At 60.3% G+C, this 14727-nt stretch carries 16 protein-coding genes and 1 pseudogene; 4 read left to right on the top strand and 13 right to left on the bottom strand.

All coding sequences use genetic code 11. The features are described 5' to 3' along the window. The first annotated feature begins 503 nt into the window (after positions 1-503). The 3 genes and pseudogenes from ACZ500_RS00885 to ACZ500_RS00875 form a co-directional block, all read left to right on the top strand. Positions 504-881: a hypothetical protein gene (locus ACZ500_RS00885; protein WP_464230654.1), complete on the top strand. Its 378-nt coding sequence runs from the start codon at positions 504-506 to the stop codon at positions 879-881. Between the two features lie 18 nt (positions 882-899). After that, on the top strand, positions 900-1031 hold the full coding sequence (locus tag ACZ500_RS00880) for a hypothetical protein (protein WP_464230653.1): 132 nt from the start codon (positions 900-902) through the stop codon (positions 1029-1031). Between the two features lie 194 nt (positions 1032-1225). After that, positions 1226-1525 (top strand): annotated as a pseudogene (locus ACZ500_RS00875) (hypothetical protein); the annotation flags it as partial. Between the two features lie 173 nt (positions 1526-1698). Here ACZ500_RS00875 and ACZ500_RS00870 read toward each other — a convergent pair. The 4 genes from ACZ500_RS00870 to ACZ500_RS00855 form a co-directional block, all read right to left on the bottom strand. After that, complete coding sequence (locus ACZ500_RS00870) at positions 1699-2187, bottom strand: hypothetical protein (protein ID WP_464230652.1); 489 nt, start codon at positions 2185-2187, stop codon at positions 1699-1701. 13 nt (positions 2188-2200) lie between these two features. After that, complete coding sequence (locus ACZ500_RS00865) at positions 2201-2503, bottom strand: isoamylase early set domain-containing protein (protein ID WP_464230651.1); 303 nt, start codon at positions 2501-2503, stop codon at positions 2201-2203. A gap of 407 nt (positions 2504-2910) precedes the next feature. Continuing rightward, positions 2911-3582, bottom strand: a complete 672-nt coding sequence (locus ACZ500_RS00860) for an acetate--CoA ligase family protein (protein WP_464230650.1) — start codon at positions 3580-3582, stop codon at positions 2911-2913. Then, the gene (locus tag ACZ500_RS00855; RefSeq protein WP_464230649.1) at positions 3579-5009 is read right to left on the bottom strand and encodes an acetate--CoA ligase family protein; all 1431 of its coding nucleotides are present in this window, start codon (positions 5007-5009) and stop codon (positions 3579-3581) included. Before ACZ500_RS00855 ends, ACZ500_RS00860 begins: the two co-directional genes overlap by 4 nt. Positions 5010-5422: 413 nt before the next feature. On the opposite strand from ACZ500_RS00855, the gene tilS reads away from it, so the two are divergent. Further along, a complete protein-coding gene (tilS, locus tag ACZ500_RS00850) occupies positions 5423-6964 on the top strand; it encodes a tRNA lysidine(34) synthetase TilS (protein WP_464230648.1) in 1542 nt (513 codons plus the stop codon). A gap of 131 nt (positions 6965-7095) precedes the next feature. On the opposite strand, the gene speD is transcribed toward tilS, so the two are convergent. The 9 genes from speD to ACZ500_RS00805 form a co-directional block, all read right to left on the bottom strand. Beyond that, positions 7096-7488, bottom strand: a complete 393-nt coding sequence (gene speD / locus ACZ500_RS00845; protein ID WP_464230647.1) for an adenosylmethionine decarboxylase — start codon at positions 7486-7488, stop codon at positions 7096-7098. Positions 7489-7720: 232 nt separating this feature from the next. Next, entirely contained in the window at positions 7721-8761 is a 1041-nt protein-coding gene (gene mtnA, locus ACZ500_RS00840; RefSeq protein WP_464230646.1) for an S-methyl-5-thioribose-1-phosphate isomerase, read from the bottom strand. Positions 8762-8872: 111 nt separating this feature from the next. Next, positions 8873-9946, bottom strand: coding sequence for a branched-chain amino acid aminotransferase (locus ACZ500_RS00835; RefSeq protein WP_464230645.1), 1074 nt, complete (start codon positions 9944-9946; stop codon positions 8873-8875). A gap of 206 nt (positions 9947-10152) precedes the next feature. Further along, on the bottom strand, positions 10153-10281 hold the full coding sequence (locus ACZ500_RS00830; RefSeq protein WP_464230644.1) for a hypothetical protein: 129 nt from the start codon (positions 10279-10281) through the stop codon (positions 10153-10155). A gap of 14 nt (positions 10282-10295) precedes the next feature. Beyond that, entirely contained in the window at positions 10296-11249 is a 954-nt protein-coding gene (locus tag ACZ500_RS00825) for a DUF4340 domain-containing protein (RefSeq protein WP_464230643.1), read from the bottom strand. Next, positions 11246-12658 carry a GldG family protein gene (locus ACZ500_RS00820; RefSeq protein WP_464230642.1) on the bottom strand — a complete coding sequence of 471 codons (1413 nt, stop codon included), beginning with the start codon at positions 12656-12658 and terminating at the stop codon, positions 11246-11248. The genes ACZ500_RS00825 and ACZ500_RS00820 overlap by 4 nt, the downstream gene beginning before the upstream one ends. A gap of 5 nt (positions 12659-12663) precedes the next feature. Then, the gene (locus tag ACZ500_RS00815) at positions 12664-13434 is read right to left on the bottom strand and encodes an ABC transporter permease subunit (protein WP_464230641.1); all 771 of its coding nucleotides are present in this window, start codon (positions 13432-13434) and stop codon (positions 12664-12666) included. Next, complete coding sequence (locus ACZ500_RS00810) at positions 13431-14402, bottom strand: ABC transporter ATP-binding protein (RefSeq protein ID WP_464230640.1); 972 nt, start codon at positions 14400-14402, stop codon at positions 13431-13433. Before ACZ500_RS00810 ends, ACZ500_RS00815 begins: the two co-directional genes overlap by 4 nt. Then, a complete protein-coding gene (locus ACZ500_RS00805) occupies positions 14375-14620 on the bottom strand; it encodes a hypothetical protein (RefSeq protein WP_464230639.1) in 246 nt (81 codons plus the stop codon). Before ACZ500_RS00805 ends, ACZ500_RS00810 begins: the two co-directional genes overlap by 28 nt. Positions 14621-14727: the final 107 nt, after the last annotated feature.

Raw genomic sequence — 14727 nt, 5'->3', positions numbered from 1 at the left:
AAAAATCCTCATTTCCGGATTGGAAACTGGGTTATACTGCGAAATCATCTCCGGATGGACGCTTTTACAATTTCGTTTATTCAGGGAAAAATGTCGTCTGCCTCCAGGCGCCCGGGAATGGTTTCCGGCCGGATGCCTCCGGTTCATTCTCATCCGCCTTGATTGGACGGATCGATCCGGACAACGGCACAATTTGCGCTCGCGTTTCGAGTACACTGCGGAGCCCCCTTGTCAGGGGACGGAGCAGGGCGGCGGCCAAGACTTCCGGTTCCACGGCTGCTCCTGAATGCGGGCAGAAGGCAAATGCCGCTGCCTTTCGAGGCGGCCTGCTGAACGTCTGGCCGGACGAAGATCCGCAGGATGGGCCAGAGGCCGGGACAAGCCGAAGGCCCGCCGCAGAAGGGTTTATGCATCTCTTTTATGGTGGAATTGGCGCGGCAGAGACCGACCACGGGCGGCGGGTCGCCGAATGAACCCTTGTTTTTGAAAGGAATAACAACACGATGGCAACACCAAAAAAAACGAAACAGACGACCCTCGAAGGATACGTCGCGCCCGCAAAATGGGATGAGGACGGGAAGGTGACCGCCGTAAGCATCGAGACTGACGAAGAAGGATACATCGTCGAGATGGACGTCCTGGGCGAGGAGCTGCTCGATTTTCTTCACGAGGATGTGGAAGTGACCGGCGTCGTGACGGTGGATCCCGACGGGGTCTTTCATATCCAATTATCGGATTACGCGCTCCTCGATGATCTCTTCGATGAAGAAGAAGAGGAGGACGCGCTGGAGGCGGAATATGACTGGGAGAACGATGACCTGGATAATGACGAAGAAGATGACGACGATGACGATGACGACTACAGACCGAAGATTCGCTAGAGTTGTTTCCATCCGGAAATGGTCTTTTTTGCCAATCTCAGCGTCAATCTGCACGTTTGCTTGTGCGGCGACCCGCAGGTCGCCTCCGCGCAAACGCTTGATTTCCTTGATATTGGCAAACCGGGACCCGCCGCGAAGCGGTGGGACTGAGCACGCGAAGCGTGTGAAGAAAAAATCCTCATTTCCGGATTGGAAACTGGGTTGTACAGGGAAATCATTTCCGGATGGAAACTAGAGTTGTTCCACTGACACCCGGTACGCCCCCCGGATCCCTTCGGAACAGGGAGCCCATCCGCCCTGCTTTTCCGGACTGGGTATGAACCTATCCGTAGAAACGGAATTCCATGGAAATACGCTGCTCTCTCGAACTTTCCCGAAAAGTCCTGGAACTCTACAAGGCATTGGACGATAATGCCTCACGATTTCAAACACTCACACGGTTGGCATGCCCGCCCGGATGCGGGGTCTGCTGCCGGAGCGAGACGGTGGAAGCCACCGTCCTGGAAGTCCTCCCTCTGGCACAGGAGGTCTTCCGCAGGGGCGAGGAAAACCTCATCGCGGATGCGATCGAGGAAAGAGAAAAGGAAGAACGGTTCGACTGCGTCCTCTACCGGGCCGATGACGATACGGGAACCCTGGGCCGCTGCCGGTATTATCCTTTCAGGGCCTTGGTCTGCAGGCTTTTCGGTTTTGCCGCCCGGCGCAGCAAAACCGGGGAATTCGAGTTTTCCACCTGCAGACGGATCAAAGAATCATCTCCTCATGAAATCCAGCGGGCGGAGACGGCCATCGTCAACGGGATCCTTCCGCCCGTCTTTCAGGACGCCTTTTTCCGGGTCGGATCTCTCGAGCCGGCCAGGGGCTTTCGCAGGCTTCCCATCAACATTGCGCTCAAGGAGGCCCTTTCAGAAATGTACTGGACCTCCCCCAGGCACCTGACCCCTTCGCAGGCATCCTCCTTTTGATCCGGCGCAAAACTCCGCGGTCCGCTTTGCGGACGCACCGAAATGCATCCGCCTCCTCCAGGGGAAAACCGCCGGGCAAAGCGCTCGTGCCAAGGCGACCCGCAGGTCGCCTCACAAGCAAACGTGCAGATTGACGCCGAGATTGGCAAAAAAGACCATTCCCGGATGGAAACCACTTCGTGTCCATCCGGAAATGATTTCCCGGCACAACTCAGTTTCCAATCCGGAAATGAGGATTTTTTGTCAATATCAAGGAAATCAAACGTTTGCGCGGAGGCGACCTGCGGGTCGCCGCACAAGCAAACGTGCAGATTGACGCCGAGATTGGCAAAAAAGACCATTCCCGGATGGAAACTACTTCGGTGATACCGCCAATACATTGTTGAAGGTGCCGAAACAGTTTTCACATGTTTGCGAATTGGCCGGGTCGTTTTGCCACTCGCCGTCTATGATGAACTTATACTCATAGGTCCCCGGCTCGATCATCAGGTTGCGCGACCACAACCCGTTCTTGTCGAGCCTCATGGGGTGGCTCATGGGGTTCCACTGGTTGAAATCTCCGACAAGAAACACCTCGCGCGCGTCAGGGGCCTCCAGAAAAACGGTGACCCGACGTCTGCCCGCCGTACTCCTCTTTACGATCTTCGCCTTTGCCACGATAGCACCTCCCTTATGACTTCAAAGCGCTAACGTTGAACATTCATGGATTCAACAAAATTTGCCGCGACGCGCCACCTGCATCGCGTACCATGATACCACATCGGGCATCCGCATGGCGCACTTTTTATGTCGGCGGTTGCAAGGGCAACCCGATCCGACCGCTTTACAGCAGGGTCCATCCGGAAATGCTCGATCCAGCACGAGCCCGTTTCCAATCCGGAAATGAGGATTTTTCTTTACACGCTGCGCGTGCTCAGTCCCACCGCTTCGCGGCGGGTCCCGGTTTGGCCGATATCAAGGAAATCAAGCGCTTGCGCGGAGGCGATCTGGTGGTCGCCGCACAAGCAAAGGTCCGGATTGACGCCGAGATCGGCAAAAAAGACCCTTTCCGGATGGAAACGAGGCTAGCCTTCCAGAACGACCAGGGCGTCCACGGCCACCGGCCGCTCAGCCTTGAGAATAAGAGGATTCACATCGATTTCCTTCACCTGGGGGTGATCGAGCCCAATCCGGCCGAGCGAGACCAGGATGCGGGCCAACTGGTCACGGTCGGCCGCCGGCATCCCGCGCACCGCATCGAGGATCCGACGCCCCTTGATCTCCGAAAGCATGTCGAAGGCATCCCGCTGCGCGAGAGGCGCGACCCGGAAAACAACATCCCGCAGGATCTCGGTGAAGATGCCACCCAACCCGAACATCACACAGGGGCCGAACTGCGGGTCACGCGTGAGACCGGCGGCCAGCTCCCGCCTGCCGGCGACCAGCTCCTGCACGAGAACAGAGCCGCCGGCCTGCTGCGCCTCGGGCCAAATTTCCTCGAACGCCCGCTGTGCCTCGTCCCTCGTACGCAGATCCACCCGCACCAGGCCCTTTTCGGTCTTGTGGGTGAACCCGGGCCCGCAGGCCTTCAAAACCAGGGGAAAGCCAACCTCGTCGAGGGCGCCGGCCAAATCCTCCGACCGGCGGACCTCCACCTCCCGGCTCACGGGTATCCCATAGGCCGCGAGCAGTTGCTTGGATGCGTGCTCGGACAGGGTGTTTTCACCCCGTTCCAATGCTTCTTCGATCAGATTCACATTGCCCTCCGCTCCGTATTCGACAAACAGGCATATCGCCACAGGCCCGCCATGGCCTCGGCGGCCCTCTCCGGGGTCGGATAATTCGCCACCGCACGACCCGCTTCGAGTTCCTCCACCGCTTCGTCCCATATACCGGCCGGCGAAACCAGACAGCTCACGAGTGGCTTCCGCTGCCGCCATTCATTCAAAAGCCCTGAGAGGACCGGGACCACCTCCCGGTTGGCCGAGGCATACATCATGAGCAGGATGATCCCATGCACCGCCTCGTCCTCCAAGACAGCGCGCATGATCCCCTGGATCGCCCCGCTGTCGTACCAGGCCGGCCCCATGTCAACAGGGTTGGTGCGCATCGCGAGCGGCGGCAGCAGGCGGTCGACCGCAGACTGGGTCTCAGAGCTGAACCGCGCGATCTCCAGACCGTTCATCTCACAGGCATCGCAGGCCGCCATACCGGGCCCAGCCTGGCCGGTCAGGATCGCAATCCTGCGCCCTCCGGGCCGCGGACAGACGCCCAACGCCTTTCCAAGATCCAGCATGGCCTGGGACCCGTCGACCGCCAGGACCCCGGCCTGGCGGAAGGCCCCCGAATAGATCTCGTGCCGCCCAGCCAGACTTCCGGTATGGCTCATCGAGGCCTGGTCACTCTTGGAGGCGGCGCCGGTTTTATAAACCAGGATGGGTTTCTTCCCCCGCGCGGATTCCGCCGCCTCGAGAAGCGGCCGTGGATCATCCAGGCCTTCGATATAGAGCGCAATGACTCGCGTATCGGGATCGGCTGTCAGATAGGGGACGATCTCGGCAAAATCCAAATTCAGACGATTCCCCAACCCGATGATCTTGCTGAAGCCGATCCCCTGGTTCATGGCCAAGAACGCGAGGAGATGGGACATCCCGCCGCTCTGGCTCACGAGGGCAATGCCCCCCTTGCCGGCCAACGAGAACTCGGGTGTAAAGGAGGCGTTCAGGTCATGATGGAGATTGATCATCCCGAAGGTATTCGGCCCGATGACCGGGATGCGGTTTGCGACGGCCATTGCCTGCAGAGCCTCCTGCTGCCGGGCCCCGGCCGGGTCATCGATCTCCTTGAAACCGGCCGAGATGAGCACCAGCCCCCCCACCCTCTTCCGGATGCACTGCTCGAGGACGGAGGGCACCGCCGCAGCCGGCACAACCACAATCCCCAGATCGATGCACGGCGGACAGTCCTCCACAGACGGGAAGGCAGACAGTCCCATCACCCGCCCCCCTTTTGCATTCACCGGCAGGATATCCCCTTGGAAGCCGCCCTCGGTCAAGCTCTTCATAACATGGTAGCCGAGCTTGCCGGGGTTGTCGGAAGCCCCGATCACCGCCACGGTGCGGGGACGGAACAGCGGATCGAGATCATAGACAGGAGGGGTGGCGGACATATCGATTCCTTTCATGACGGAAACCTGAAGCCTTCGAGGAAAACACCGGGTTTGCGGTTCGCACCGTTATCGCTGCCGGATCACCTTGCCAGCCGGAAGACATCCACGCTGCGACACACTGCACCCGGTCAATCGGCCGAGGCCGTTTCCGGATTGCAAACCGGGTCGTGCCAGGCCATCATTTCCGGACGGACGCGAAGTCATTCGCCGGAACAAAACCGTTGACGTTTCGGACCGCGCAGGCGCCCTGCCAAGGCCCCGGATCCCGCGCGGGACACTCCGCCTTGGAAAACCGGGGGCCAAGCTCCATTGCCGGCACGATCCGGTGTTCCTTTTTCTGTTTATAACCAGGTGCCGTCTTCGTCAATCGAAATTGTCGCCTGCGGGACAGCCCCTGCCGGTTGTCTTTCCGATCGAACCGTGCTAGGGTGTCGACTTCAGGGAATAAAACATCGGCCGATGCCGCGCGCGCAAACATCCAGGCGGTCATTTCCCAAAGCGGGGGCATCATCCGTACATCTACGATCGACGGGCACCGGGCCATGCGGGAAACCCTCCTTTTTTTGAGGAAGATCGAAAAGACCATCCTGCGTTTCGGGATGATCGAACCGGAGGAGCGCATCCTGGTGGCGGTGTCGGGAGGGGCCGATTCGGTCTGCCTCCTTCATGTGTTGCACTCCCTCACGGCTACCCTGGGCTGTGAACTGGCTGTCGCCCACTTCGACCATGGACTGCGCCCCGCGGAAGACCCTCAGGAGACCGCCTTCGCAGCCTCCCTGGCTTCCTCGCTCGGCGTCGAGTGTGCGTGCGGACAGCCGGAGATCCCCTTGGATCCCGGGTCTCCATCCCTCGAAGAGCGGGCGCGCCTTGCCCGCTACACCTTCCTGGAGGAAACCTGCAGACGCCTCGGCACCCACAAGATCGCCCTGGCCCACCACATGAACGACCAGGCGGAAACCGTCCTGATGCGGCTTCTTCGGGGAAGCGGGGCTGAAGGGCTCGCCGGTATGGCGCCCGTCCGGGGAGGCCGCTTTATCCGCCCGCTCATCGAAGTGAGCCGCGCCGAAATCGAGGCCTATCTACGCGCAAAAGGGCTCCCGTACATGTCAGACTCCTCCAATCGGTCGCTCGATCCCCTGCGAAACCGCCTCCGGCTGGAACTCATCCCCTTCCTCGCATCTTTTCAGCCCCGGATCGTCGAACGGCTGGCAGCCACCGCCGAGATCCTCCGCCTGGACCATGCCTTTCTGAAGCAGTGCGCGGACGAGTGGATCCGAGAGCGCTGTGAGCATGAATCCGGCAGCGTGAAGATCCCGAGGGCGGCCTTTGTATCCCTGCCTGCAGGTCTTCAGAACCATGTCATCCGCGAGGTCTTGAGGAGCGCGGCCCGGGGAAGCCTGCGAAGGGTGGAAATCCGGCACATCGACGCTGTGAAGGCAATAGGCGCCGCCCCCGGGAACCGCGGCCCGCTGCACCTGCCAAACGGTATCCGCGCCGAGGCGAATCCGGCATACCTGATCGTAGGTTCCCGCACGGCGGTTCATACGGGGCCCGAATTTTCCTACCTCATGCAAAGCCCCGGCACCTGCGCCCTGCCGGAGGCGGGGGCAAGCCTCACCTTGCGTCTGATGCCGTCAACCGACGGGGTGGAGTTGGATGGCGTGCCGCAGCGGGAATATTTCGATGCCGACAGGATCCGCTTCCCGCTCACCGTCAGGAGTATCCGGCCAGGAGACCGTTTTCGGCCGCTCGGCATGTCCGGAGCGAGGAAGCTAAAGGATTTTCTGATCGATCTGAAGATCCCCCGATCCGAAAGAGCACGGATCCCGCTGCTCACACATCGCTCGGGCAGCGAAATCGTCTGGGTCTGCGGACTCCGGATCGATGACCGATTCAAACTGACGACGGAAACAAAGCGGGTATTGGAGGGGATCTATCTGAAGCGGGAAACCGCCCCTTCCGGGGCATAAGCGGCAGACAGGAAGGGGGTAATACAGGCACACCTCACCATGGCCCTGCCCGGAGAAAAAGACTCCACAGCGGGATATCGGGTCATGGTAAGGTTTTGGTGACCGGGTAAACGCGGTCTCGAGCCCTTGAGTCAGCCAACCACCTGTTTATAAGGCAGCACGGTGTTGTCGGCGGACTCGATGAAGCCCCGCTTCTGCTGGGTAATCCTGGGCCTTCGCGAACTGAAAAACCCGATCAGGTAATTGAAAGCCTTTTTGTGGTCCATATGTTGACCGCACGTTTCGAACGTGACCGCAGCGAAATCATATTCCGGCCACGTGTGAACCGCCAGGTGGGATTCCGCGATGGTCACGGTCCCGCTGACACCCCACGGTTCAAAGGTGTGAAAAGAGTCGCCCACCACTTCGGCGCCCATGATCTTGGCGGCCTCGAGCATCCCTTCCCGTATCCGGTCGGTGTCCATGAGGCTCTCGCGATCACACTCATACAAATCGATCAATACAAGATCAAGTAGTGATGTCACTTTCCCTGTCTCTCTTTCGTTTTTAAATCAGGATTTTGAAGTTCCCAACTCCTTTCCCTCGGCCCAGCCCGTCCCCCACCCGGAAACCGACCCCTGTTCGGAGCGCGTTTTCTGACGAAGATACGCCTATTCGGCCGCCCGGCCCCGCCGGGTATATTTTTGTACCCTCTCTCTTGAAACGTGTGAGTTTATGCAATTCGTCGTTTTACGTCAAGGACAAAATCAGGGGGCCTTACCGCGCCTCCAACACCTCTTTTATCTGGTCTGGATAGGGGGGATAAAGAACCCCCTTTTCCGTGATGATCGCTGTCACGTAACGCGCCGGCGTGATGTCGAAAGCCGGATTCAAAGCAGCGACGCCCTGCGGTCCAAGGCATTTACCGCCCACTTCGCAGATCTCCGCCGGATCTCTTTCTTCCACCGGGATGTGGTCCCCGTCGGGGATCGCCGGGTCGATGGTGGAAAGAGGCGCTGCCACATAGAAAGGAATGCCGTTCTCCCTGGCCAGGACCGCCACCTGATACGTGCCGATCTTGTTCGCCACATCTCCGTTGGCCGCAATGCGGTCGGCACCCGTGACGACGAGTTGGATTCGGCCCCGCCGCATGAACGAACCGGCGGCGTTGTCGGCGATGACCCATACCGGGATGCCTTCCTCCATCATTTCATAGGCCGTGAGACGCAGCCCCTGCAGCCAGGGTCTCGTCTCGTCGGCATAGACCCGAACCTTCTTTCCCGCCTCCCAGGCCGCGCGGATCACACCCAGGGCCGTTCCGTAGCCGCCGGTCGCCAGGGATCCCGCGTTGCAGTGGGTCAGGATAGTAGCCTCATCGGGCACCAACGATGCCCCGTGCCGGCCGATAGACCGGTTGACGGCGATATCCTCGGCGAGGATCCGGTCGGCCTCCACGCGGAGGGCCGCTTTGATCGCGTCCACAGGCTCCCGGGACAGGCCCTCGGCGAGACGGAGCATACGCTCCACCGCCCAGCGCAGATTGACCGCCGTCGGGCGCGCCTCCGCCATCTCCGCCCCCATCGCCTCCAGGCGCTGCACGAAAGCCTCGTAAGTCCGGGCCTTGATGGCGCGCCCGCCCATCGCAAGGCCCATGGCGGCCGCCACGCCGATCGCCGGCGCACCACGGATCACCATCCTCTGGATAGCCTTGATCACATCCCGGTAGCTCCGTGCAACGAACCACTCGACCCGGGACGGCAGCTTCCGCTGGTCGACCATACGGATATAATCTTTGTCCCACTGGATGGTGGGGATCATGAGAACTCCTCCATCAAAAGCTAGACGGGGGCAAAAACCCCCAACGGGTATTCAACCGTGCTAACCGGCCGATTGGAACACCGGTGCAGGGCCGGCCCGCTCGTCCCCCGATCAGTCGATCCGCTCCAGCCAGCCGTAGCGATCCTCGCGGTCGCCATACTGGATGCCGACGATCTCGTCGTAGAGTCGTTGAGAAAGCGCCCCCATCTTCCCGCCGGCCACGATATAGTCTTCGCCCTTGAACGTGATCTGCCCGACCGGCGAGATCACCGCCGCCGTACCCGTTCCGAAGGCCTCCTTGAGGCGCCCGCTTTTCGCGGCGGACACCACTTCATCGATGGCCAGCGCCCGCTCGGTGACCTTCAGCCCCCAATCCCGCACGATCCGCAGAACGGAATCACGGGTCACGCCCGGCAGGATGCTCCCGTCCAAGGGGGCCGTGAGCACCTCGTCATCGATGACGAAAAACATGTTCATCGTCCCGACTTCCTCGACGTACTTGCGCTCCGCAGCATCCAGCCAGAGGACCTGGGTAAAGCCCTTCTCCTTGGCCTTCTCGGCAGCCAACAGGCTCGAGGCATAGTTTCCGGCGGTTTTCGCCTCACCCGTCCCGCCCCGGGCCGCCCGGACATAGAAGTCCTCGACGTAGATCTTGACAGGGTTCAGCCCCTCTTTATAGTAGGCGCCCACAGGTCCGATGATGACATAGAACAGATAGGACCTGGCGGGCCGCACACCGAGGTGGGGCTCCGTCGCAAACATGGTCGGCCGAATATAGAGGGAAGTGCCCGATGAGCGAGGTATCCATTCCCGGTCGAGCAGGACCAACTCCTTCATACCCGCCATGACATCCTCGACCGGAAGTTCGGGCATGCACAGCCGCAGGGCGGAGCGGTTCATTCGCTCGAAATTCCCCCGGGGCCTGAACAGATAGATCCCGTCACCGCGCCCCCGGTAGGCCTTGAGGCCCTCGAAGATCTGCTGACCATAGTGGATCGCCATGGCTGCAGGGTCGATGGAAAGCGGCCCATACGGCTCTATCCGGGGATTGATCCACCCCTTGCCCGCCTCGTAGTCCATCATGAACATGTGGTCCGAAAAGATATCACCGAACCCCAATTTGGATTCATCCTCCGGCCGCTTCTTGAGCTTGTCCGGACTCAACCGATTGACGCTGATCTCCATGGTTTCCTGTCTCCTTTGCACGTATCGAAAAATCGTCCTTCCATAGCACACCCTGCAGCGGCTTACAATAGGCGGATGCCCCTCCGGAAAAAATGAACAGGCGCCGACAGGCCTTCCCTAACCCGTACCCGTCCGGAAATGATTTCACGGTACAACCCGGTTTCCAACCCGGAAGCGAGGATTTTTTCTTCACACGCTTCGCGTGCTCATTCCCACCGCTTCGCAGCGGGTCCCGGTTTGCCAATATCAATAAAATCAAGCGCTTGCGCGGAGGAAACTTGGTGGTCACCGGACAAGCAAACGTGGAGATTCCCGCCAGGATCGGAAAAAACCATTTCCGGATTGGAAACTAACCAGCTCCCTCCCGGATCTCTTCCCTGCCGGCAGGCAGATGGGCAACCACCCAGTCATGCAGGGTGAAAACCTCTGTGCTCCCAAGCATACAGCCATAGAGGCGCCCATCCTCTCCGCCCACGGGATCGCCGACCAGCAGCGTCTCCGCCCTCCTGCCGTCTGAAAGTCTTACGCGGTAACGAGGGGAATCCAGACCGTAGGCCGCGGCATCGAACATGTCGGTGCCTTCGAAGGAGGCCGCCTCGGCCCAGACAAACCGGCCTACCATCGTATCCACCCGATGTCCGTCCGGAATGAAATCAGGATCGTCCTGAAGCCGCCATTGGTCCCCTCTGCGGGTAAAGCGCCACTTCACCCCCTGGCCGTCGATATCCACCTCGATGACCTCCCGCGGATCGAAATGAAACAGACGCTTGTCACGCAGATCGAACAGGGTCTTGTCCAATTTCTTCCGCATATCCCGCGCCACGATCAGGATCTCGTGGCCTCCGCTCCTGCGCGCATAATACCCCTCCCGAACAGGGCTCTCCTCGCCGAACACGATCCCGCTGGAGGACCCGGACTCCGTTTCGTAGAGGATGCTGAGAACCGGCCGATCGAGCCCGAAGGCCGCAAAATCCCCGGCTTCGTCCTGAAAGGTCCGCAGCGACTGGAGCGCAGTCAGATCGGCGGCCATCCGTTCCACCGCGGCCGCATCCGCCGCGGCCTCGATGGGCTCCAGGATCCGCCAGCAGCCGTCCTTCCCGGGGCAAGCCTCTTTGACGAGCACAATGGCCTCCCCCGGGCGCTTGATCATCAACCGGTCGATATCCTCCTCGGCCGCATCGAAAACAAGCCGCGCCTGCCGGTCGGCCTTTTCCTCGGCGCCGTGACGGCTGCGGTCCAGGAAGTAAAGGGCCGCGGCCGCCATGGCCAGCACCACGTACACGATGACAGGGCGGAGATTCATCTCGGTCGTCTCCGCATCCATACCCCGAAACCCGCGATCAGCACGAGCGCGGGCAGAACCACCACGGGAAACACGAAAAAGAGCCATCCCTGAGCTCGGCTCAGGGTCAGGGATTCGAGTCTCCCCCGCCTCGGTTCGATGGTGATGAAGTCCGCTTTTCCAGCCAGATAAAGAAAGGTATTGATGATAAACCGCTGATTGCCCGCTACGCTCAAAAACTGGTTCGAGGCGAAATCACAGTCGGCGAAGACCGCGAGCCTCCCCTTCTGCGGACGGAGATTCCTTCCCGCCTCCCCGTTTTCTGCACCGTTTTCGCCGTCCCTCCCCTCACGAGGCGCCGTTTCGACCAGCGCCGCCAGGCAGAGGGGGCCTTTTTGGTCCGCCGCGTCCATCTCCACGCGGCCCTCGTCCAAGGCGGCGCGATCCGTCTCCGCCCAGGAATCCTCGGAGGTATAGGCCAGGCAGACCGCTTCCCCCTTCGGCGTCTTTGCCTCATCGAGCAGGGTGAGGGAGCGGCTCATGGGAAAGATGGACGTGAGATCGAACCCTTTCGTAATCTCATGGGCCCCATAGTCGTTGACCATCGGCAGCAGGTAGTCGCCCCCCATGACGCGGCTGAATTTGTCCACGACGATGTCCTCCCCGATCCCGATCCCGTGGCGGCTCAAAAACGGCTCCAGGCCGCCGTCGTGAAAAGGTTCGAGGAAAAGGAGAATCCGGCCCCCCTCCGCCAGAAAGACATCGAGCCGTTCGATCTCTTCCGGGAAAAGAGGCTTTTCCGGCGCGGCCACGACCATCACGTCCGCATCCCGCGGCGGATCTCCGCGCATGAGGTTCAGAGACATCACTTCGCAATGTTCGGCCTCGAGCGCTTCGGCAAAGGACGCGAGATCCTCCGGTTCCTTTCCGTCGAATGAGCGCTCGCCGTGCCCGGTAAGCCAATAGACCCGGCGGGGTGAACTCTCCATCAGACGGTGGAGGGCATTGGTCACCTTTTGCTCGTCCGGGATCCTGACAGTCTGCCTCCGGCCGTAACCCTCCAAAATCAGAGTCTTCTCACTCGTGACATCGTAGCGACGGGCCTCGGAGGGGTTCCGAGTCGGATCGATCACCGTATAACTCACCTGCCGGTTGTGATAGCAGTATCCCGCCAGAAGATCTTCGACCTTACGGCTCCCGTCTCTCCCGTCCGCCAGAAAAGCCTTGATCCGAACCGGTTCCAGAATATTTTCCAACACCTTGATGGTTTCGGCGGAAAGGCTGTTCTGCCTCGATCCCGTCAGATCCCACCGAAGGTAATACCTCTCGGAGAGAAGGCTCAGGAATACGAGCAGCGCGAGCACAGCCGCGACGGCAGCGCTCGCACTGCCGGATCCCAAAAACCTTGTCCTTCGAACGGATCCCGCCATCCGTCTTACCCCCTCCAGGAACGCGAGTTCAGGCAGCGCAAGGTCAGAAAAAGCCAGAAGAACCCGAAGCAAAGGTAGTAGAGGATATCACGGGTATCGACGAGCCCCTGCGCAAACGAATCCATATGGGACGCGATCGCCAGATGAGCCAGCACCTGGCCCACCCGTCCGCCGACCAACGGCTCGGCCCAGCCGAGGGCCCAGAATAGGAGCAGCAGACCGAAGCTCAAGGCCGCGGCGACCACCTGATTTTCAGTCAGAGACGAGGTAAACACCCCCAATGACACGAAGGCGCCTCCCATAAGGAACAGGCCGAGATACCCCGCGCCCACCATTCCCCAGTCCACGAAAGCCACCGTCGCAAAGAGGAGAAAGCACGGGAAACCGGCGCCGAGGAGGGCCAGCAACGCCAGGAGCGTGGCGGCGACTTTGCCGGTCAGCGTCGCGGCATCGCTCAGCGGATAGGTGAACAGGAGTTCGATCGTCCCCGATTTTTTCTCCTCGGCATATAACCGCATCGTAATGAGCGGCAGCATCAGGAGGAGTATGATCGAGATATTTCCGAAAAAGGGCTGAATCACCATGGTCTCCGGGTTCAGCCCCTCGGCGATGAACGGGTTGCTGGCCGCCTGCAGGCTCAGAAAATTGAAGTAGGCGACATCGGAGTAGAAAAAATACCCGCTGATCAAAAGAAAGATGAAGGCGACCGCATAAAAGATGGGCGACGTGAAGGTCACAGCCAACTCCTTGCGCATAACGGCACCTACCTGCCTCACAGCTGCACACCTCCTTCTTCTTCGGTCACCAGCCGCACAAAGATCTCTTCCAGGCTGGGATCGCGGGGAGTCATCTCATATAAAAGCCAACCGGAAGAAACGATACAGCGGGCGATCGCGGCCCGGACATCGCGGCCTTGCTCGCTCTCCACTTCATAGAGGCCCTGTTCGGAGCCGGCATGCACTGCAATGGCTCCATCCAGGGCGAGCAGCCCCTGGACCAGGGGGCCTTCGGGCGCATCCACCCGAATAGTCGTCCGGACCCCCCGCCGGGACGCGAGCTTTGCACCGAGCCCCTCCGGTGTATCCTCCGCGACGATCCGGCCTCTACTGATGATGATCACCCGGCGGCAAAGCTGGCTTACCTCCGGGAGGATATGGGTGCTCAGCACCACCGTGCGCTCACCTCCCAGCCCGCGGATCATCTCCCGCATCTCGACGATCTGCGAGGGGTCCAACCCTGTCGTCGGCTCGTCCAGGATCAGCAGCGGCGGATCGTTCAGGAGGGCCTGCGCCAGGCCGACGCGCTGACGCAATCCTTTCGACAGATGCCGAATCAGGCGCCTTTCATATCCGCTGAGGGCGCAGACCGCCAGGACCCGCCCAACCTCGACGGTCAAACGCTCGCGGGGGACGCCCTTGGCCGAAGCGGCGAAGCGCAGGAACTGCAGCACGCTGAGATCGCTGTAAAGCGGCACGTTCTCGGGCAAAAACCCGATCCCTTTCCGCACGGCAAGCGACTCCCGACGGGCATCCCGCCCCCCAACGAGCACACGGCCCGACGTCGGCGGCATATATCCGGTGAGGATTCGGAGGATCGTCGTCTTCCCGGCCCCGTTCGGCCCGAGGAGACCCACGATTTCACCCGGTTCGACATGGAACGAAACCCCCGTCACGGCGGGTATCCGTCCGTAATATTTACTCAAATTCTCTACAACGATCATGCCGAAATGCTCATTCTGATGCATTCACCCTCACTATGGATTGCAAATAGCCGAAAACAGACGCTTTTCAGAACAATTTCGTCTCCATCCGGAAATGATTTCGCGGTAGAACCCAGTTTCCAATCCGGAAATGAGGATTTTTTGCCAATATCAAGGAAATCAAGCGTTTGCGCGGAGGCGACCTGGTGGTCGCCGCACAAGCAAATGTGCAGATTGACGCCGAGATTGGCAAAAAAGACCATTTCCGGATGGAAACAATTTCACACCGCCTCCCGTTTCAGGAAAACCGGAAAACACATCCGCGAGGGGAATCGGGAAGGTTCCCGGCCTGGTATTTGCGCCACCCTTT

Source organism: Desulfatiglans parachlorophenolica, from assembly GCF_055394735.1.
Note: the sequence above shows the minus strand (reverse complement) of the source record. Positions and strands in the feature narration are given on the sequence as shown.